Source organism: Azorhizobium doebereinerae UFLA1-100 (assembly GCF_000473085.1).
In the GTDB taxonomy this organism is placed as follows: domain Bacteria; phylum Pseudomonadota; class Alphaproteobacteria; order Rhizobiales; family Xanthobacteraceae; genus Azorhizobium; species Azorhizobium doebereinerae.
Genome location: NZ_AXBA01000023.1, coordinates 1 through 20,369 on the forward strand (window position 1 = coordinate 1; position 20,369 = coordinate 20,369).

Genomic DNA, 20,369 nt, shown 5'->3' on the forward strand with positions numbered 1-20,369 from the left:
CCGGTCTGCGCCGTCACCAGCGTGTTGCCCAGCATCTGCTCGACGAAGGTCTTCACCTCCTCCACCGAACGGGCCAGGCGCACGCCGCCCTTCTCGCCCGCAGCCGCTTCCTTGAACTTGCCCTTGCCGCGGCCACCCGCGTGGATCTGCGACTTGACCACCCAAAGCGGGCCGCCAAGCTCACGCGCCGCNGCTTCCGCCTCGCCCGCAGCCAGAACCGGAACGCCGCGCGAAACCGGCGCTCCATACGTCTTCAGAAGAGCCTTCGCCTGATACTCATGGATGTTCATGGCACGATCCCCGATGGATCGCCGGGCATGACATCGCACGCAGCGCGCGACGTCCCGGCGGGAACGATCGCCGACCGCGTGACGCGCCAGCAGATTGCGGAAAGGACAAATGGCCGTGCGTGGCGCGATGGCGTCCGGAAGGGCTCAGCCCCATGGTCGGGCACATGCGCATGGTCGCACGGGACACAGGCCTGAGGGCCTGCACATAACCTGAGCGTCGGCTCGATGACGACGACATCGACCGGGCGCGTGGCACGCCCGCCGGAGAACTCCCGGCGCCGCGTGGCGCCGGGAGCCTGTTGATCAGAAGATCAGACCGCGCGAGCTTCGTGCAGCGCCTTGATCTGCTCCGCGGAATAGCCGAGGTCGGCCAACACTTCGTCGGTATGCTCGCCAAGCAGGGGGGAGCCGGTGATCTCCACCGTCATGTCCGAGAACTTGATGGGCGAGCCGACGGTGAGATACTTGCCGCGCTGCTTGTGATCCACCTCGACGATCGTGCCGCTCTCGCGCAGGGACGGGTCGTTGGCGATCTCCTTCATGGTGAGCACCGGAGCGCAGGGGATGTCGAACTTGCGCAGGATGTCCACCGCCTCGAACTTGGTCTTGTCCGCCAGCCACGCCTCGATGGTGGCGAAGATGTCGAAGATCTTGTCCTGGCGAGCCTCAGCGGTGTTGTAGGCCGGATCGTTGATCCACTCCTCGCGGCCCAGCGCCTTGCAGATCGGCGCCCAGGCATGGCCCTGGATGGTGAAGTAGATGTAGGCGTTGGGATCGGTCTCCCAGCCCTTGCACTTCAGCACCCAGCCCGGCTGGCCGCCGCCGCCCGCATTGCCGCCGCGCGGCACCACGTCGGAGAACGTGCCGTGGGGATACTGCGGGTATTCCTCGAGATAGCCGACGCGGTCGAGGCGCTGCTGGTCGCGCAGCTTCACGCGGCACAGGTTGATGACCGAATCCTGCATGGAGACGGCGACCTTCTGGCCCTTGCCGGTCTTGTTCTTGGCATGCAGCGCCGTGAGGATGCCGATGGCCAGATGCATGCCGGTGTTGCTGTCGCCGAGCGCGGCGGCCGACACGGTGGGGGGACCGTCCCAGAAGCCGGTGGTGGAGGCGGCACCGCCGGCGCACTGCGCCACATTCTCATAGACCTTCAGGTCTTCATAGTGATGGCCGTCGGAGAAGCCCTTCACCGACGCGACGATCATGCCCGGGTTCAGTTCCTTGATGTGCTCCCAGGTGAAGCCCATGCGGTCCAGCGCGCCGGGGCCGAAATTCTCCACCAGGACGTCGCTCTCCCTGATGAGCTTGGTGAGGACTTCCTTGCCCTCGGGGGTCTTGGTGTCGAGGGTCAGCGAGCGCTTGTTGGAATTCAGCATGGTGAAATAGAGCGCATCCGCATTGCTGATGTCGCGCAGCTGATTGCGCGTCACGTCGCCGGAACCCGGGCGCTCGACCTTGATCACGTCGGCGCCAAACCACGCCAGCAACTGCGTGCAGGCCGGGCCAGCCTGAACATGCGTGAAATCGATGATCTTGATACCCTCGAGCGGCTTGGTCATGTGGATCTCCCTTTCAACGACTTGCCTCGACCCGCAGTCGAGGCGCTATGCCTGGTCACGACACTTCATGATGGCGGCATCGCCGACCGCGCCCCTTTGCGGAAGAGAACTGATCGCACCGGACATGGCCCACTCTGATTTGGCTTAGCCGTACTCGAGGTCTCATCACGCATCAGGGCCCGAACGCCGCCGGTCCGCCGCCCCCCGCACGGGGAACGACCGACCCGCTGCCTGACCTTGAGGGGCAGGCTGACCGGGCCATTCCGCGGGATGCCGGCGGGGCGCGCCCCGCCCGATCCGGCGTTGACGGCCGGGCCCGGCATCCCAAGGTCTTCTTCGCGGGCCGGTCCGGCCCGCCGGGCATTGCTACCCAAAGTCCCGCCCCGGCACGCGCCGAGGCCATGCGACAGGCCCGAGGCCGGCCGCCAAGGATGGTCTCACTCCGCCGCCTGGCGCACCGGCTCGGCGCCCACGGCGCCGGACATCTTGACCTGGGCGATGCGCTCCGCATCGAAGCCCAGGACGGCGGCGAGGATTTCCTCGGTGTGTTCCCCGAGCAGCGGCGATCGCTCCACCGGCACGTCGTTGTCCGACAGCTTCACCGGGTTGCCGACCGTCAGGTAGGGGCCACGCACCGGGTGATCCACCTCCACCAGCGTGCCGGTGGCATAGAGCGACTCGTCGGCGATGATCTCCTTCATGGAGAGGATCGGCCCGCACGGAATGTCGTAGCGGTTGAGTACCTCCATGGCCTCGAACTTGGTGTGGGCCATGGTCCACGCTTCGATGCGGGTGAAGATCTCGTTGAGGTGCGGCAGGCGCGCCGCCGGCGTCGCGTAATTGGCGTCCGTCTTCCAGGACGGCTCACCGATCACATCGCAGATCTTGTCCCACACCGGAGCCTGGGTGATGAAATAGATGTAGGCGTTGGGATCGTGTTCCCAGCCCTTGCATTTCAGGATGCGGCCCGGCTGGCCACCGCCGGAATCATTGCCCGCGCGCGGCACCGCGTCGCCAAACGGCAGGCCCTCACCGAACTGGCTATATTCGCGCAGCGGCCCGCGCTCCAGGCGCTGCTGGTCGCGCACCTTCACCCGGCAGAGGTTCAGCACGCTGTCCTGCATGGCAGCGAGCACCTTCTGGCCGCGCCCGGTGTGCTCGCGCTGGTACAAAGCGGTGACGATGCCGAGCGCCAGATGCAGCCCCGTGCCGCTGTCGCCGATCTGCGCGCCCGTCACCATGGGCAGGCCATCGCGGAAGCCGGTGGTGGAGGCGGCGCCGCCGGTGCACTGGGCGACGTTCTCATAGACCTTGCAATCCTCGAACGGGCCGGGACCGAAGCCCTTCACCGAAGCGAGGATCAGGCGCGGGTTGAGGCTCTGCAAACGCTCCCAGGTGAAGCCCATGCGGTCGAGCGCGCCGGGCGCGAAATTCTCCACCAGCACGTCGCAAGCTCTCACCAGATCCTCGAGCACCTTCTTTCCCTCGGGATTCTTGGTGTCGAGAGTGATGGAGCGCTTGTTGGAGTTCAGCATGGTGAAGTAGAGGCTGTCGGCATTGGGGACGTCACGCAGTTGGGTGCGCGTGACATCGCCCTCGCCGGGGCGCTCCACCTTGATCACGTCGGCGCCGAACCAAGCCAGCAACTGCGTGCAGGTCGGCCCCGACTGAACGTGGGTGAAATCCAGGATGCGGACGCCGTCCAAGGCCTTTCCCATGGGATCCCTCATGTCCTTTCCGCACGCGCCTTAAGCAACGCTTGGTGTCTCGTTGATCAACGCGGGTGGAGAAGGAGGGCGGGGCCTTGGCTCCGCCCGGCTGACTTGAAGTCCGGCCGCAATCGCCGTGATGCTATTTCTTGCGCACCACCACGCTCTGCGGATTGAGGCTGCCGATGTTGCCGCTCTCGCTGCCCGCCGCCGGATCGATGACGGCGTTGATGAGGGTCGGCTTGCCGCTGTCCATGGCATCGCTCACCGCGCGGTAGAGCGCGTCCGGGGTGGTGACATTCACGCCCACCCCGCCGAAGGCTTCCATCATCTTGTCGTAGCGGCTGTCCTTCACGAACACCGTGGTGCCCGGATCGCGGCCGGTCGGATCGGTGTCCGTGCCGCGGTAGATGCCGTTGTTGTTGAAGATGACGATGCAGACCGGCAGGTTGTAGCGGCAGATCGTCTCCACCTCCATGCCGGAGAAGCCGAAGGCGCTGTCGCCTTCCACCGCCAGCACCGGCTTGCCGCTTTCAACAGCCGCGGCGATGGCGAAGCCCATGCCGATGCCCATCACGCCCCAGGTGCCCACGTCCAGGCGCTTGCGCGGCTGATACATGTCGATGATGCCGCGGGCGAGATCGAGCGTATTGGCGCCCTCGTTCACCAGGATCGCGTCGGGGCGTTCCTTGATGACGTTCTTCAGCGCGCCGAGCGCGCCATGGAAGTCCATGGGCGAGGAGTTCTTCAGGAGCTTCGGCGCCATCTTGGCGATATTGGCTTCCTTCTTGGAGCGGATCGATTCCACCCAGTCGGCCGGCGGGGCCTGCCAATCGCCGTCGATGCGCGCCAGCAGGGCGGACACCACGGAGCCGATGTCACCCACCAGCGGCGCGGCGATCTCGACGTTGGAGTCCATCTCCTTCGGCTCGATGTCCACCTGGATGAACTTCTTCGAGCCGGGCTCGCCCCAGGTCTTGCCCTTGCCGTGCGAGAGCAGCCAGTTGAGGCGGGCGCCAAGCAGCAGCACCACGTCCGAATCCTTCAGCGCCGTGGAGCGCGCGGCGCCCGCGGACTGCGGATGGGTATCGGGCAGCAGGCCCTTGGCCATGCTCATGGGCAGGAAGGGAATGCCGCTCTTCTCGACCAGCGCACGGATGTCGTCGTCCGCCTGGGCGTAAGCCGCACCCTTGCCCAGAATGATCAGCGGCCGCTTTGCACTCTTCAGCAGGTCGATGGCGCGATCCACCGCCTTCGTGCCGGGGATCTGTTCCGGCGCGGCATCAATGACCTTCACCAGCGACTTCTCGCCGGCGGCCGCATCCATCACCTGCGAGAACAGCTTGGCGGGCAGGTCGAGATAGACGCCGCCGGGACGGCCGGAGACGGCCGCACGGATGGCGCGGGCCACGCCGATGCCGATGTCGGCCGCGTGCAGCACGCGGAAAGCGGCCTTGCACAGCGGCTTGGCGATGGCCAGTTGGTCCATCTCCTCATAGTCGCCCTGCTGGAGATCCACGATCTCGCGCTCGGACGAGCCGCTGATCAGGATCATCGGGAAGCAGTTGGTGGTGGCGTTGGCCAGCGCCGTCAGGCCGTTGAGGAAGCCCGGCGCGGAGACGGTGAGGCAGATGCCGGGCTTCTTGGTGAGGAAGCCGGCGATGGCCGCCGCGTTGCCGGCGTTCTGCTCGTGGCGGAAGGAGATGACGCGAATGCCTTCGGCCTGCGCCATGCGCCCGAAATCGGTGATCGGGATGCCCGGCACGCCATAGATCGTGTCGACGCCGTTCAGCTTCAGCGCATCGATGACCAGATGGAAGCCATCGGTCAGCTCCTGGGCCTCGGCGTCGTTGGCGTCAATTCTCTGTGCAACTGCGGACATAACCCGTCCTCCCGAAAGTTCTTTGGCTGTACCGGCGATCTTGCGTCTTAGATGAGCCATGGGCTTCCGGTCTGCCCGGAAGGCCCAGACCCCGGCGGGCCCCTCGGCGCCGCCTATTCAGGAAATTGTCCGTGCTTCTCCACCAGCGCGGCGAGGGCCATCGTGTGCTCGCGCACAAGGCGCTCGGCGCGTTCCGGATCCCGCGCCTCGAGCGCGTCGATGATCGCCATGTGCTCCTGCATGGACACCTGGGAGCGGTTGTCCTGCCGGATCGACACCGCCCGGATGGCCCGCATGTGCAGGAAGAGATTTTCCGTCATGTCCACGATCAGGCCGCTGCCACCCATGCGGATGATCGCCTGATGGAAGGCGATATTGGCCTTCGAATAGTCATGGACATGAGCCGCAGGAGGCTCCTGCTCGAATTCGTTGAACAGCCGCCGCAGCCCCTTGAGGTCGGCGGAGCTGGCGTGGGTCGCGGCCAGCCGGGCAGCCATGCTTTCCAGCGCCGCCCACACGGTGATCATCTCGACCAGCTGCCGCTTGGTCTTGCGCACCACGAAGATGCCGCGCCGGGGCACGGAGCGGACAAAGCCTTCTTGCTCCAGCACCGTCATCGCTTCACGGATGGGGGTGCGGCTCACGCCGAGATCCTCGGAGAGCTGACGCTCATCCAGACGGAAATCGGTGCTGCTGCCGTAGATGTCCATTTCCGTGATGGCCCGCTTGAGAGCGTCGTAGGCCAGGGCGCGCAGGCTCGAACTCGCCCCGAGGGGCTCGACATTGAGCTTTGGTGTATCTGCGACCTGATCCACGAGGCCTGTCCCCTTCCCTGTGGCAGCGCCTTCTGGCGGGCGCATGCCGTCGGTGAAATACTGCGTACTGTATGCGACGACTCCGCGCAATCCCCGTGCCTCGCGGAAAAATTTCCGCGGTGCAGCAAAAATCCTGCTGCTGTGCGGCTTTGCGCTGGGTCACCACCGGCCGCGGAGGGTGTGGTGGGGCCGCTGAACGCAGGCGAGGGCTGCGGCAAAGCAGCCCCCGCGCGGCGTCATTCGGCGGCAGCCGCTTTGGCCCGGTCGCCGCGCAGGCGATGCAGCACCGCGCCGATCAGCGGCCAGAACAGCATCACCAGGGCCAGCGTCACGATGCTGCCCACCAGGGGGTTCGACCAGAAGATGCCGAGGTTGCCCTGCGAGACCAGCATGGCCTGGCGGAACGAGCTCTCCGCCATGTCGCCCAGCACCAGCGCCAGCACCAGCGGCGCCAGCGGATAGTCCAGCTTCTTGAACAGATAGCCGATGACGCCGAACACCAGCATCACCGCGATGTCCATGGTGGCGTTGTGCACGGTGTAGGCACCGACCGCGCAGACCACCAGGATGATGGGCGCGATGACGCTGAACGGCACCCGCAGGATGGCCGCGAACAGCGGCACCGTGGTCAGCACCACCAGCAGGCCGGCGATGTTGCCCAGATAGATGGAGGCGATCAGGCCCCAGACGAAGTCCTTCTGCTCCACGAACAGCAGCGGCCCGGGCTGGAGCCCCCAGATCAGCAGGCCGCCCAGCAGCACGGCGGCAGTGGGCGATCCGGGAATGCCCAGCGTCAGCATGGGCAGCAGCGCGCTGGTGCCGGCGGCATGGGCGGCCACTTCCGGCATCACCACGCCTTCCAACTCGCCCTTGCCGAACTCCCGGCCCCGCTTCGAGAACCGCTTGGCGAGGCCGTAGCTCATGAAGGAGGCGGGCGTGGCGCCGCCGGGCGTGATGCCCATCCAGCAGCCCACCGCCGCCGAGCGCAGGCAGCCCAGCCAGAATCTCGGCAGCTGCTTCCAGGTCTCGAACACCACCCTGGCATTGATGGCGGCGCTCTTGCCCTTGAAGGCCAGCCCCTCCTCCATGGTGAGCAGGATCTCACCGACGCCGAACAGGCCGATGACCGCCACCAGGAAGTCGAAGCCGCGCAACAGCTCGACCGAGCCGAAGGTCATGCGCAATTGCCCGGTCACCGTGTCGATGCCCACCGCCGCCAGGGCGAAGCCCAATGTCATGGCCGCCAGCACCTTGGTGGGCGGCTCGCGCCCCATGCCCACGAAGGAACAGAAGGTGAGGAGATAGACCGCGAAGAACTCCGCCGGCCCGAACTGCAAGGCGAACTTGGCGATGACCGGCGCCAGAAAGGTGATGAGCAGCACGGCGATGAAGGCGCCGATGAAGGAGCCGGTGAAGGCGGCGGTCAGCGCCTCGCCGGCCCGCCCCTTCTGCGCCATGGGATGGCCGTCGAATGTCGTCGCCACCGACCATGGCTCGCCTGGAATATTGAACAGGATCGAGGTGATGGCGCCGCCGAACAGCGCTCCCCAATAGATGGAGGAGAGCATGATGATCGCGGAGACCGGCGACATGGAGAAGGTGAGCGGCAGCAGGATGGCGACGCCATTGGCCCCGCCGAGGCCCGGCAGCACGCCGATGAGCACGCCGAGCATGATGCCCACGAACATGTAGACGATGTTCATGGGGTCGGCGAGGACGCCGAACCCGGCAATCAGAGATGAAAGCGCTTCCACGATGTCCTCCCCTGTGCCGGACGCCGGATGCGTTTCCTGGCACGTGCAAACGGGATGTGAGCGTCACGGACGCCCGGCGTGGCTTTGCCGGCCGGGCGCGAGGCGTCAGTAGCCGAGGGCGGTCTCGATCGGCCCCTTGGGCAGCGGCACGAGGAACCAGATCTCGAACATCACGAAAAGGACCAGGGGCACCCCGATCGCCACCGGCAGGATCAGCGGCAGCTTGTACTTGCCCAGCCACCACATGAAGAAGGCGATGAAGATGGCCGAGGACACGTAAAGTCCCAGCAGGTTGATGAGCACCACATAAGCAGTGGTGGGCACGAGGACCTGGAGCACCGAGCGCAATTGCGAGCGATCAACGAAGTTGGATCGGTCCGGATGCGAGGCGAGGACACATTTGAGCAGCGTGCCGATGCTGGCCACCATCATGATGGCGCCGACATAGAAGGGGAAATAGCCCGCCTGCGGGCCATCGCTCGCCCAGCGCGCCCCGATCCGCCAGCTATCGACCATGACCAGCGTCGCGACCGCCATGAAGGCGAGCGCCACGACGATGTCCATGGTCCGGCGTGTGACGGTGTGCTCGGACGCGGCGTTGTGGGATTCCATGCAGTTTCTCCCCAGATCGACAAGGCCTAAGGACCGCCCCGCGCAAGGCGAGGCGGGAACAACTGCCGGGGCGGCGCGCTCCGGCATGTCCGATCGGCGTTCGTGACCCCGCTGCGCCGGCGCTCATCAGGAGCGCGCCCTGGCCCCGGGGGCCGCAGGAACGTCGCTCTCGAAACCGGGCACGCGGCCGGCCATCCATCCCGCCGGGGCCCGGTCCTGCCGGGCACCCTGGCGCCTGCACATGCCGGCCGCCCCGATGGGCCGCGCCGGCATGCGACGCGGGCCTTTACCCGGCGGCTCAGGTCGCCGCTGACGCCACGGCCTATTTGGCGATGAAGCCGGCGGTCTCCATCAGCGTCCGATGGCTGTCGGCGGCCTTGCCGAGCCAGGTCTTGTATTCGGCTCCGGTCAGCGCGCTGGTGTTGAACGCGCCCTTCTGCATGAAGTCCTTCCATTCCGGCGTCTCACGGACGCGGCGGAAGAGATCCACATAATATCCCACCTGATCCGCCGTGATCCGGGGGGCGCCGAAGATGCCGCGCAGCATCAGATACTCGATGTCGAGCCCGGCTTCCTTGCAGGTGGGAATGTCGGCCCACGACTTCTCGCCCGCCACCGGCTCCTTGTAGGGCAACCGCACCGTATCGAACACGCAGAGCGGCTTCAGCTCGCCGGCCCGCCACTGCGACACGGCCTCGATCGGATTGTTGACCGAGGACGTGACGTGCCCGCCCACCAGTTGTGCGGCAACATCTCCGCCGCCCTTGTAGGGAACGTAGATGAACTTGGTGCCGGTCTTCTGCTCAATGGCGGCGGTGATGATCTGGTCTTCCTGCTTCGAGCCGGTGCCACCCATCTTGAACTCGCTGCCGGGCGTCGCGGCCTTCAGCGCAGCCAGATAGCCTTTCACATCGTCATACGGCGCCTTGGCATTCACCCAGAGGATGAATTCGTCGAGCGCGAGCATGGAGATGGGGGTCAGCTCGTCCCACTTGAACGGAACGCCGGTGGCGAGCGGCGTGGTGAAGAGGTTCGATAGTGTAATGACGATCTTGTGCGGGTTTCCGCTAGAGGCCTTCATGTCCAGAAAGCCTTCGGCGCCGGCACCGCCAGCCTTGTTGATCACGACCAGCGGCTGGGACATCAGGCTGTGCTTCTGGATGATGCCCTGAACCATCCGCGCCATCTGGTCGGCGCCACCGCCAGTGCCGGCCGGGACGATGAACTCCACCGTCTTGGTCGGCTCCCAGGCGAGAGCGGAAACGGGCGCAAGGAACGCAGCGGCCAGAAGGCCGGCGGCCCATGTCTTCAACGTGCGCGCATGTGCGAGCTGCATCGGATCTGATCCTCCCGAATCGTCCGCCGTTTTTCCGTGGCGGATCGTTCGCCGCCCACCTGAGACATTGCGACACGCGGCGCATGCCTTGATGTACGACATGGATCAGCCTATGCCGACCCCGCACATGACGCAACGACAATTAAGTGTTTCACATCTTGTGCACTGCATTAAATACTTTGAATACTGCATTCATTATTTCAGACAAAACAGCGAGACAACTCGCGCACAACAGCCCTCACGCAAGCCACCCAAGCCGTTGGCGATGACACGCTCCTCCTCTTCCGCGCGCCCTCTTCCGCGCGGAGCGGACGGATGTTCCGGTAGTCAAGTTACCGGCAGAGAACCGCCGCCCGGCCGAACGCTCAGCGATAGGCGGCGAAATCCGGGGGCAGCGTCTCGTCGGCGCCGGAATAAAGCCGCGTCATCTGGTCCGCCGCGGCCGCCACCCGCCGCCCCAGCCGGGCCAGACGGTCATCGCTCATGCGGACAGAAGGCCCGGAGACGGAGACCGCGCCGATGGGCTCGCGCCATTCATTGAAGATGGCCGCCGCCACCGCGCGCATGCCGGTGGTGTGTTCCTCGTCGTCAACGGCATAGCCCCGCTCGAGGATGGCGGTGACATCATCCATCAGCGCCCGCTCGGTGCGATGGGTGCGCACCGCCAGCGCCTCGTAGCGCACCTGGGCCAGCAATGCGCCGCGGAATGCAGGGCTCGCAGCCGCCAGGACGCTCTTGCCGGCGGCGCTGGCATGCAGCGGCAGGCGCAGGCCGAGGCGGAAGAAGGCCCGCACGCTGGCATGGCCTTCCGCCTGGGCCACCACCACCAGTTCGCTGCCGTCGAACATGGCGAGATTGACGGTCTCGTCGGTCTCGTGCAGCAGGCGGCGGATCACCGGCCGGCCGATGTCCGGCAGCTTGCGGATGCGCAGATAGGCGGCGCCGATGCGGAACAGGCCAAGCCCCACGGTCCACAGGCCGGTTTCCGCCTCGTGATTGACGAGCTGGCGCTTCTGCAGCGTGGCCAGCAGCCGATGCACGGTGGAGGCGGGCAGATCGGCGGTGCGGGCGATGTCGGTCAGGCTCATGCCGTCGGCCTCGGCCAGAACCCGCAGCAGCGCGATGGCCCGATCGAGGGACTGAACCTCCGAGCCCCCTTCCGGCGAGGCGGAAGCCGGGCGGCCGCGACGTCGCGGCAAGAGGTCCGTATCCGGCATGAACGACACTCCACAGCCAAGCCGCCAGCCGGTGCCGACGCGCCTGCGCACTTCAGTCCTCCCCGCCATCTTTGGCAAGGCGCCGCCCGTGGCTCAACCACCGGCGCGACAGATTTGTCCTCAGGTCCCGATGCCGTGGCGGCACAGCGCCTCGGGCGCGCCTAAATCGATTTTAGCGACCCCGCGGCATTTTTCCACGTGACGGAAATATTTCTCATCGTTATTGTCTTTTCATCCGCCCTCCACGGCGAAGCCTGCCCTCAGTGCTGGCATACATAATACGTCATTCACGGTACGAGGAGACGCAGCATGAAGGTGTGCATCTACGGGGCTGGCGCCATCGGTGGTTATCTCGGCGTGCAAATGGCCCGAGCCGGTGCCGATGTGAGCCTGGTGGCCAGGGGTGCCCATCTGGAGGCCATGCGCGAGAACGGCGTGAAGTTGCTCATCGATGGCGAGGAGCGGGTCGCCCGCGTGCGGGCCAGTGACAACCCGGCGGACCTGGGACCACAGGACTACGTCTTCATCTCGCTGAAGGCCCATTCCGTTCCGGGCGTGGTGGAGCGCATGCGCCCGCTGCTCGGCAACGACACCAGCGTCGTCACCGCCGTGAACGGCGTCCCCTACTGGTACTTCTACAAGCACGGCGGGCCGCTGGAAGGCCGCACCCTGGAGAGCATCGATCCGGGCGGAAAACAGTGGGACGTGCTGCGCCCCGAGCGCGCCATCGGCTGTATCGTCTATCCGGCCACGGAAGTGGTGGAGCCCGGCGTGATCCAGCACGTCTACGGCGACAAATTCCCCCTGGGTGAGCCCTCCGGCGAGCACACCGACCGCATCGAGCGTCTCAGCGCCCTGATGAACGCTTCCGGCCTGCGGGCGCCGATCACCGCGCATATCCGCGACGAGATGTGGCTGAAGCTGTGGGGCAACCTCTGCTTCAACCCCATCAGTGCGCTGACCCACGCTACGCTCGACGTGATCGCCGGCGATCCCGACACCCGCGCGGTGGCCAAGGCGATGATGCTGGAAGCCCAGATGATCGCCACCCGCCTCGGCGTCACGTTCCGGGTGGACGTGGAACGGCGCATCAACGGCGCGGGCGCGGTCGGCGCACACAAGACCTCCATGCTCCAGGACATGGAGCGCGGACGGCCGATGGAGATCGACCCGCTGGTCACCGTGGTGCAGGAAATGGGCCGTCTGGTGGACGTGCCGACGCCGACGCTCGACGTGGTCTTGGCCCTGGTACGTCAGCGCGCCGCCATGGCAGGCCTCGGCGACCACCTCGCCACCCCGCCCCTGACCGCCGCCGACCTACGGGCAGCGGATCTGCACGCATCCCAGCAGAAGGTCGCGGCACGGCACTGACGGAACACCGGCCCGCCGCCCATGAGCGCGGGCTGGCGGACACATCGTTCACCACCTCCAAGCCAACTGCGCCGGCATTCCCCAAGGGGTGCCGGCGCTTTTTTGGCCGGAGGACGACCTCACTCGGCGGCGGAGGCGACGGCAGGCCCGGCGTGGTTGGGGCCCGAGCTCAAGGCGATGCCGGTGACCGCATAGCTCAGCACCAGCACTGCAAACACGGCGATACGCTTCAACATGGCGAGTCTCTTCCAGAAGTGGAACCGGCACGCAGGCCTGGCGCGGAAAGCGGCAAAGTCCCACGGATCCGTTGGCAAGACGTTAATTCCTCCTTCAGAGATGGGGCGGAACGTGTCTCACCTTCGCGACGGTTAATGCCCACTCCCGCCACACAGTTCCCACGCTTCCGCCATTAAGCTTCACGAAGGGTGAACGGCGAGGCGGATTGCCCTCTCCCCGGTGCTGGACAGCCACGCGCGGCCCGTCTAGAGCCGGTGCGCACAAGGTGTCAAAGCCCGCCACAGGGGCGGGCCGGGACGCACCTGCAAGTCCCTCGAGCCCGAAGACATCCATGATCCGCAAGCTCTATGACTGGGTGATCGCCTATTCCGCGCGCCCCTCGGCCCCCTGGGCGCTCGCCGTCGTCGCCTTTGCGGAAAGCTCGATCTTCCCCGTGCCGCCGGACGTGCTCCAGGTGCCGATGACGTTGGCCCGGCCGGACAAGGCCTGGCGCTACGCACTCATCGCCACCATCGCCTCCGTGCTCGGCGGCCTGGTGGGCTATGCCATCGGCGCGCTGCTCTATGACAGCCTGGGGCTCTGGCTCATCAACCTCTACGGCTACGGGCAGAAGGTGGACACGTTCCGCGCCGCCTATGCCCATTACGGTCATTGGGTGATCCTGCTCAAGGGACTTACTCCCATCCCTTACAAGCTGGTGACCATCACCTCGGGCTTCGCCAACTACAATCTGTTCTGGTTCTTCGTCCTGTCGGTCATCACGCGCGGCCTGCGCTTCTTCATCCTCGCGGCGCTGCTGCATTATTTCGGCCCGGCCGCCCGGGAATTCATCGAGAAGCGCCTCGGCCTCGTGACCCTTGGCCTGTTGGCCATCGTGGTCATCGGCCTCGTGGCGGCGGCCTATCTGATCTGACCGCCGCCCCCGCACCGGCGCAAAACAATACGGCCGGGCAAGCGCCCGGCCGTTTCGCGTTTGGAGGAATGAAACGCCGCTCGCCTCAGCGCGGCAGCGTGGTCGCGCCCATCAGCGCCTTATCGATGGCGTGCGCCGCCTGCCGGCCCTCGCGGATCGCCCACACCACCAGCGACTGGCCGCGCCGCATGTCGCCCGCCGCATAGAGCTTGGGGATCGAAGTGAGGTAGTCGGTCTCGTCGGCCTTCACGTTGCCACGCCCGTCCAGCGCCGCGCCGGACTGCTCAATCATGCCCGCGTGCAGCGGGGCGGCGAAGCCGATGGCGAGGAAGACCAGATCGGCGCGCAGCACGAACTCGGTGCCGAGCACCGGCTTGCGGTGATGGTCCACACGCGCGCACTTCACGCCGGTCACGCGGCCGTTGCGGCCCTCGATGCCGAGCGTGGCGCAGGCGAACTCGCGGTCGGCGCCCTCGGCCTGCGAGGACGAGGTGCGGAACTTGGTCGGCCAGTAGGGCCACACCGCCAGCTTGTTCTCCTTCATGGGCGGCACTGGGCGGATGTCGAGCTGGGTCACCGACAACGCGCCCTGACGGAACGCCGTGCCGACGCAGTCGGACGCCGTATCGCCGCCGCCCACCACCACCACATGGCGGCCCGCCGCCAGCAGCGGGTGCTCGCGGCCGGTATCCTCATGGCCGACGCGGCGGTTCTGCTGCACCAGATAGGGCATGGCGAAATGCACGCCTTCCAGTTCCTGGCCGGGCAGCTTCGGGTCGCGCGGGGTCTCCGCGCCGCCGGCCAGCAGCACCGCGTCATAATTGTCGAGCAGTTCCTGCAGCGGCTTGGTCACGCCCACGTTCACGCCGTAGTGGAAGGTGACGCCTTCGGCCTCCATCTGCGCCACGCGGCGGTCGATGTGGTGCTTTTCCATCTTGAAGTCGGGGATGCCGTAGCGCAGCAGGCCGCCGGCCTTCGGCTCGCGCTCGAAGACATGGACGTCATGCCCGGCGCGGGCGAGCTGCTGGGCCGCCGCCATGCCGGCGGGACCGGAGCCGACCACCGCCACGGAGCGCCCGGTGCGCTGCGCCGGCAATTCGGGCTTGATCCAGCCCATCTTCCACGCCTTGTCGGCGAGCGCCTGCTCCACCGTCTTGATAGTGACCGGCACGTCCTCAAGGTTCAGCGTGCAGGCCTCCTCGCACGGGGCGGGGCACACGCGGCCGGTGAACTCGGGGAAATTGTTGGTGGAGTGCAGGTTGCGCGCCGCCTCCTCCCAATCGCCATTGTAGACGAGGTCGTTCCAGTCCGGGATCTGGTTGTGGACCGGGCAGCCGGTATCGCCATGGCAGAAGGGAACGCCGCAATCCATGCAGCGCGCCGCCTGGTTGCCCACCTCGGTTTCCGGCAGCGGCAAGGTGAATTCGCGGAAATGGCGAATGCGATCGGAGGCCGGCTGATACTTCTGATCGTGCCGATCGATCTCCAGAAACCCCGTGACCTTACCCATCAGACACCCCTCCGCGGAGCCGCGTCGCGCTCGCCGCGCGGAAGCTCCATTACAAGAATTGTTCCAGCTTGGGGACTCTCGACCCGGCGCTTTTTGCGCGCAGCGCCCGCAGAGCCGGCATGCGTGAGCCGGCTCCCTGCCCCGCCATACCGCCGTCTCGCGTGGGACGGCGGCGGTCCTTTCCGGACCGCCGCAGGCTTTTGCCCCGTTTGGTCCGCGCGCAGCCTATTCGGCCGCCTGCAGGCCGTTGCGTTTTTCCATCTCGCGCAGGGCCCGCCGGTATTCGACCGGCATCACCTTGACGAACTTGGAGCGGTAGTCGGCCCAATTGTCGAGGATCATCTTGGCCCGCTGCGAGCCTGTGTAGTGCAGGTGCTTGACGATCAACTGGTGCAGGCGCTCCTCGTCGTGGCGGGACATGTCGCCCTGCACGTCGATGCGGCCCTTGAACTCCAGGTCGCCGCCATGGTGGTGGAGGCGCTCCAGGAGGTCTTCCTCCTCTTCCACCGGCTCCAGGTCCACCATGGAGAGGTTACAGCGCTTGGCGAAGGTCTTGTCCTCGTCCAGCACATAGGCCACGCCGCCGGACATGCCGGCCGCGAAATTGCGCCCGGTCTGGCCGATGACCACGACCACGCCGCCGGTCATGTACTCGCAGCCATGGTCGCCAGTGCCTTCAACCACGGCGATTGCCCCGGAATTGCGCACGGCGAAGCGCTCGCCGGCGACGCCCCGGAAGTAGCACTCGCCCTCGGTCGCGCCGTACATGACGGTGTTGCCGACGATGATCGAGTTCTCCGCGACGATGCCCGTGGCCTCCGGCGGCCGCACGATGATGCGTCCACCCGACAGCCCCTTGCCCACGTAGTCGTTGGCCTCGCCCTCCAGGTTCAGCGTCACGCCCGCCGCGAGGAAGGCGCCGAAGGCCTGGCCGGCGGTGCCCTTGAGGTTCACTTCGATAGTGCCGTCCGGCAGGCCGGCATGGCCGTAGCGCTTGGCCACCGCGCCGGAGAGCATGGCGCCCGCGGAGCGGTCGACGCTGCGGATCGCGCTGTCGATGACCACCTTCTCGCCGCGTTCGAGCGCCGGCTCGGCCTTGGCGATGAGGGCGCGGTCCAGCACCTTCTCGATGGGATGGTGCTGGCGCTCGGTGTGGCGCACGGAGACCGTCGGCGGCACCTGCGGCTGGGCGAAGATGCGGCTGAAGTCCAGGCCCTTCGCCTTCCAGTGGTCGATGGCCTCCTTCCGGTCCAGCACGTCGGACCGGCCGATCATCTCGTCCACCGTGCGGAAGCCGAGCTGGGCCATGATCTCGCGGACGTCCTCGGCCACGAAGAAGAAGTAGTTGATGATGTGCTCGGGCGTGCCCTTGAAGCGCTTGCGCAGCACCGGATCCTGGGTGGCGACGCCGACCGGGCAGGTGTTGAGGTGGCACTTGCGCATCATGATGCAGCCCGCCGCGATCAGGGGGGCGGTGGAGAAGCCGAACTCGTCGGCGCCGAGCAGCGCGCCGATGACCACATCCCGGCCGGTGCGCAGGCCGCCGTCCACCTGCAGGGCGATGCGCCCGCGCAGGCGGTTGGCCACCAGCGTCTGCTGGGTCTCGGCGAGGCCCATCTCCCAGGGCGAGCCCGCATGCTTGATGGAGGTGAGCGGCGAGGCGCCGGTACCGCCCTCGAAGCCGGAGATGGTGATGTGGTCGGCGCGCGCCTTGGCGACGCCCGCGGCCACCGTGCCGACGCCCACTTCCGACACCAGCTTCACCGATACGTCCGCATCGGGATTGACGTTCTTCAGGTCATAGATGAGCTGCGCCAGATCCTCGATGGAATAGATGTCGTGATGCGGCGGCGGAGAAATGAGGCCGACGCCCGGGGTGGAGTGGCGCACCTTGGCGATCACCGCATCCACCTTGTGGCCGGGCAGCTGGCCGCCCTCGCCGGGCTTGGCGCCCTGGGCCACCTTGATCTGCATCACGTCGGAATTGACGAGATATTCCGCCGTCACGCCAAAGCGGCCGGACGCCACCTGCTTGATGGCGGAACGGGCACTGTCGCCATTGGGCAGCGGCTTGTAGCGCTCGGATTCCTCGCCGCCCTCGCCGGTGTTCGACTTGCCGCCGATCCGGTTCATGGCGATGGCGAGCGTGGTGTGTGCCTCTCGCGAGATGGAGCCGAAGGACATGGCGCCGGTGGAAAAGCGCTTCACGATCTCCCGGGGATGCTCGACCTCAGACAGCGGCACCGGCGCGCGGCCGTATTCCTCCGGCTCGCGCAGGCGGAACAGCGAGCGGATGGTGAGGTGGCGCCTGTCCTGCTCGTTGATCATGGCGGAGAAGGCGCGGTAGCGGTCCTGGGCGTTGCCGCGCACGGCATGCTGCAGGGTCGCGACCGAATCCGGCGTCCAGGCGTGATCCTCCCCGCGCATGCGGTAGCCATACTCGCCGCCCACATCCAGCGACAGGCGGTAGACCGGCGCGTCCGAGAAGGCGAGCTGGTGGCGGCGCACCGTCTCTTCGGCGATCTCGGCGAGGCCGACACCCTCGATGGTCGAGGCGGTGCCGAAGAAATAGCGCTCGATCACCGCCGACGACAGACCGACGGCGTCGAAGATCTGCGCGCCGCAATAGGACTGGTAGGTGGAGATGCCCATCTTGGACATCACCTTCAGCAGGCCCTTGTCGATGGACTTGATGAAGCGCTTGACGATCTCGTAGTCGTCCACCTCCTTCGGGATGTCACCCAAAGCGAGCAGCGTCTCGAACGCGAGGTAGGGGTTGATCGCCTCCGCGCCATAGCCGGCGAGGCAGGCGAAATGGTGGATCTCGCGCGCTTCGCCCGTCTCCACCACGAGGCCCACGGAGGTGCGCAGGCCCTTGCGGATCAGGTGATGGTGCACGGCGGCGGTGGCCAGCAGCGCCGGGATCGGGATGCGATCCGGGCCGACCATGCGGTCGGACAGGATGATGATGTTGTAGCCGCCGTGCACCGCCGCGTCGGCGCGTTCGCACAGCCGCTCCAGCGCGCCTTCCAGGCCCGCCGCGCCCTTGTCGGACGGATAGGTGATGTCCAGCGTGCGGGTGTCGAACCGCTCTTCCATGAAGCCGATGGAGCGGATCTTCTCCAGGTCCTCATTGGTGAGGATGGGCTGGCGCACCTCCAGCCGCTTGCGGCGGGCGGTGCCCTCCAGGTCGAAGATGTTCGGCCGCGGCCCGATGAAGGAGACGAGGCTCATGACCATCTCCTCGCGGATCGGATCGATGGGCGGGTTCGTCACCTGGGCGAAGTTCTGCTGGAAATAATTGTAGAGCAGCTTCGACTTGTCGGAGAGCACGGGGATGGGCGTGTCGGTGCCCATGGAACCCACGGCTTCCTGGCCGGTGATGGCCATGGGGGCCATCAGCAGCTTCACGTCTTCCTGGGTGTAGCCGAAGGCCTGCTGGCGATCGAGCAGCGACACGTCGGTGCGCACCTCGCGCGCCTCCACGGGACGCAGGTCCTCGAGCACGAGCTGGGTGTGCTTGAGCCAGTCCTTGTAGGGATTGGCGCGGGCCAGCTCGGTTTTGATCTCCTCGTCGGGGACGAGGCGGCCTTCCTTCAGGTCCACCAGCAGCATCTTGCCCGGCTGGAGGCGCCACTTGGTGACGATCTTCTCTTCCGGCACGGTGAGCACGCCGGCTTCCGAGGCGAGCACGATGGTGTCGTCGCTGGTGACGAGATAGCGCGCCGGGCGCAGGCCGTTGCGGTCCAGCGTCGCCACGATCTGGCGACCGTCGGTGGCCACGATGGCGGCCGGGCCGTCCCAGGGCTCCATGAGGGCGGCGTGATATTCGTAGAAGGCGCGCCGCTCCTCATCCATGAGCGGGTTGCCCGCCCAGGCCTCCGGCACCAGCATCATGGCCGCATGGGCAAGGCCGTAGCCGCCCTGGGTCAGGAATTCGAGCGCATTGTCGAAGCAGGCGGTGTCCGACTGGCCCTCGTAGGAGATCGGCCAGAGCTTGGAGATGTCGGCGCCGAACAGCTCGCTGTCCACCGACGCCTGGCGGGCGGCCATCCAGTTCACGTTGCCGCGCAGCGTGTTGATCTCGCCGTTGTGGGCGACCATCCGGTAGGGATGGGCCAGCGGCCAGGCCGGGAAGGTGTTGGTGGAGAAGCGCTGATGGACGAGGGCGAGCGCGCTCTCGAAATCCGGATCGTGCAGGTCCGGATAATAGGCGCCCAGCTGGTCGGCGAGGAACATGCCCTTGTAGACGAGCGTGCGGCAGGACAGCGACACCGGATAATAGCCGGCGGTGCGCGGGTCCTTGGCGTCATAGATGACGTTGGAAATCACCTTGCGCAGCACGAACAGGCGGCGCTCGAAATAGTCCTCGTCGCCCTGGCTCTCGCCCCGGCCGACGAAAATCTGCTCATGGTTCGGCTCGGTGGGCAGCACGCTCTCGCCCAGCGAGGAATTGTCGGTGGGCACGTGGCGCCAGCCGAGCAGGACGAGCCCCTCTTCAGCCACCACGCGCTCGAACGCGGCGCGCACGATCTCCCGGCCTTCCGCGTCGCGGGGCATGAAGATGTGGCCCACCGCATAATGGCCGGGCTCGGGCAGGGTGAAGCCGAGCTTCTCGGCCTCCTTGGCGAAGAAGCGATGCGGGATCTGCACCAGCATGCCCGCGCCGTCGCCGGCGCGCGGGTCCGCGCCCACCGCGCCGCGATGCTCGAGATTGAGCAGGATCTGGATGCCGTCCTGGATGATCTTGTGGGACTTGCGGCCCTTGATGTCGGCGATGAAGCCGACGCCGCAGGAATCCTTCTCCTGCGCCGGGTCGAACAGGCCGAACGCTTCCGGACGACCGAAGATCGCCGGGTCTTTGGCGGTAGCGGCGCCATGAGCCACGCTTCCGGTCCCGATGTTGCGATCCATGCTGGTCATCTTCGGTCTCTCCTGTCGCCGGCCTGCCGCCGATCCGCCACTCCCTCACCCTCGCGCACGAAAGCGCACGCTCGCTAGAACGCACGCTCGAACACGCTGGAGGGGACGCCGATAGGGCAGCAGGACTGCCCTATCTCTCGAAAGATGACAGAAAAGCGGCACAACCACAAGCACGCTGATGCGCATGAGCCATGCCGATGCTGCATATATTGCGCATCCACCCTCCTGTGCGAAACAA

At 66.5% G+C, this 20,369-nt stretch carries 13 protein-coding genes; 2 read left to right on the forward strand and 11 right to left on the reverse strand.

Annotated features, from left to right (window positions below; genetic code table 11):
- From YU1_RS29850 to YU1_RS0116410, 9 genes are all read right to left on the reverse strand, one after another.
- On the reverse strand, window positions 1-290 hold a 290-nt coding region (locus YU1_RS29850), incomplete at its 3' end, for an ATP-grasp domain-containing protein (RefSeq protein WP_029005525.1).
- A gap of 311 nt (window positions 291-601) precedes the next feature.
- Complete coding sequence (gene frc, locus YU1_RS0116375; protein ID WP_029004990.1) at window positions 602-1,852, reverse strand: formyl-CoA transferase; 1,251 nt, start codon at window positions 1,850-1,852, stop codon at window positions 602-604.
- Window positions 1,853-2,289: 437 nt separating this feature from the next.
- Entirely contained in the window at window positions 2,290-3,570 is a 1,281-nt protein-coding gene (gene frc, locus YU1_RS0116380; protein WP_029004991.1) for a formyl-CoA transferase, read from the reverse strand.
- Between the two features lie 133 nt (window positions 3,571-3,703).
- Window positions 3,704-5,443 (reverse strand): oxalyl-CoA decarboxylase, encoded by a 1,740-nt coding sequence (gene oxc / locus YU1_RS0116385; RefSeq protein ID WP_029004992.1) that lies wholly within the window; start codon window positions 5,441-5,443, stop codon window positions 3,704-3,706.
- Window positions 5,444-5,556: 113 nt separating this feature from the next.
- A complete protein-coding gene (locus YU1_RS0116390; RefSeq protein ID WP_029004993.1) occupies window positions 5,557-6,258 on the reverse strand; it encodes a GntR family transcriptional regulator in 702 nt (233 codons plus the stop codon).
- 236 nt (window positions 6,259-6,494) lie between these two features.
- Window positions 6,495-8,012: a tripartite tricarboxylate transporter permease gene (locus tag YU1_RS0116395; RefSeq protein ID WP_029004994.1), complete on the reverse strand. Its 1,518-nt coding sequence runs from the start codon at window positions 8,010-8,012 to the stop codon at window positions 6,495-6,497.
- A gap of 105 nt (window positions 8,013-8,117) precedes the next feature.
- Entirely contained in the window at window positions 8,118-8,624 is a 507-nt protein-coding gene (locus YU1_RS0116400; RefSeq protein WP_029004995.1) for a tripartite tricarboxylate transporter TctB family protein, read from the reverse strand.
- A 322-nt stretch (window positions 8,625-8,946) separates the two neighbouring features.
- On the reverse strand, window positions 8,947-9,960 hold the full coding sequence (locus YU1_RS0116405; RefSeq protein ID WP_029004996.1) for a Bug family tripartite tricarboxylate transporter substrate binding protein: 1,014 nt from the start codon (window positions 9,958-9,960) through the stop codon (window positions 8,947-8,949).
- A 365-nt stretch (window positions 9,961-10,325) separates the two neighbouring features.
- Window positions 10,326-11,177, reverse strand: coding sequence for an IclR family transcriptional regulator (locus tag YU1_RS0116410; protein ID WP_029004997.1), 852 nt, complete (start codon window positions 11,175-11,177; stop codon window positions 10,326-10,328).
- A gap of 309 nt (window positions 11,178-11,486) precedes the next feature.
- Here YU1_RS0116410 and YU1_RS29855 point away from each other — a divergent pair, with 309 nt between their 5' ends.
- Together YU1_RS29855 and YU1_RS0116425 are read left to right on the forward strand one after the other, a co-directional pair.
- Entirely contained in the window at window positions 11,487-12,548 is a 1,062-nt protein-coding gene (locus YU1_RS29855; protein ID WP_051356951.1) for a 2-dehydropantoate 2-reductase, read from the forward strand.
- A gap of 568 nt (window positions 12,549-13,116) precedes the next feature.
- Entirely contained in the window at window positions 13,117-13,698 is a 582-nt protein-coding gene (locus YU1_RS0116425) for a YqaA family protein (RefSeq protein WP_029004998.1), read from the forward strand.
- A gap of 85 nt (window positions 13,699-13,783) precedes the next feature.
- Here the strand turns inward: YU1_RS0116425 and YU1_RS0116430 are convergent, their stop codons facing one another.
- Window positions 13,784-15,208 (reverse strand): glutamate synthase subunit beta, encoded by a 1,425-nt coding sequence (locus tag YU1_RS0116430; RefSeq protein ID WP_029004999.1) that lies wholly within the window; start codon window positions 15,206-15,208, stop codon window positions 13,784-13,786.
- A 225-nt stretch (window positions 15,209-15,433) separates the two neighbouring features.
- Window positions 15,434-20,131 (reverse strand): glutamate synthase large subunit, encoded by a 4,698-nt coding sequence (gltB, locus tag YU1_RS29860; protein WP_035715630.1) that lies wholly within the window; start codon window positions 20,129-20,131, stop codon window positions 15,434-15,436.
- Between the last annotated feature and the right edge of the window lie 238 nt (window positions 20,132-20,369).

Excerpts from the sequence above, each read along its gene's own strand:
- frc (WP_029004990.1), bottom strand. The coding sequence starts at position 1,852 with ATGACCAAGCCGCTCGAGGGTATCAAGATCATCGATTTCACGCATGTT.
- frc (WP_029004991.1), bottom strand. The coding sequence starts at position 3,570 with ATGGGAAAGGCCTTGGACGGCGTCCGCATCCTGGATTTCACCCACGTT.
- oxc (WP_029004992.1), bottom strand. The coding sequence starts at position 5,443 with ATGTCCGCAGTTGCACAGAGAATTGACGCCAACGACGCCGAGGCCCAG.
- YU1_RS0116400 (WP_029004995.1), bottom strand. The coding sequence starts at position 8,624 with ATGGAATCCCACAACGCCGCGTCCGAGCACACCGTCACACGCCGGACC.
- YU1_RS0116405 (WP_029004996.1), bottom strand. The coding sequence starts at position 9,960 with ATGCAGCTCGCACATGCGCGCACGTTGAAGACATGGGCCGCCGGCCTT.
- YU1_RS0116410 (WP_029004997.1), bottom strand. The coding sequence starts at position 11,177 with ATGCCGGATACGGACCTCTTGCCGCGACGTCGCGGCCGCCCGGCTTCC.
- YU1_RS29855 (WP_051356951.1), top strand. The coding sequence starts at position 11,487 with ATGAAGGTGTGCATCTACGGGGCTGGCGCCATCGGTGGTTATCTCGGC.
- YU1_RS0116425 (WP_029004998.1), top strand. The coding sequence starts at position 13,117 with ATGATCCGCAAGCTCTATGACTGGGTGATCGCCTATTCCGCGCGCCCC.
- YU1_RS0116430 (WP_029004999.1), bottom strand. The coding sequence starts at position 15,208 with ATGGGTAAGGTCACGGGGTTTCTGGAGATCGATCGGCACGATCAGAAG.
- gltB (WP_035715630.1), bottom strand. The coding sequence starts at position 20,131 with ATGACCAGCATGGATCGCAACATCGGGACCGGAAGCGTGGCTCATGGC.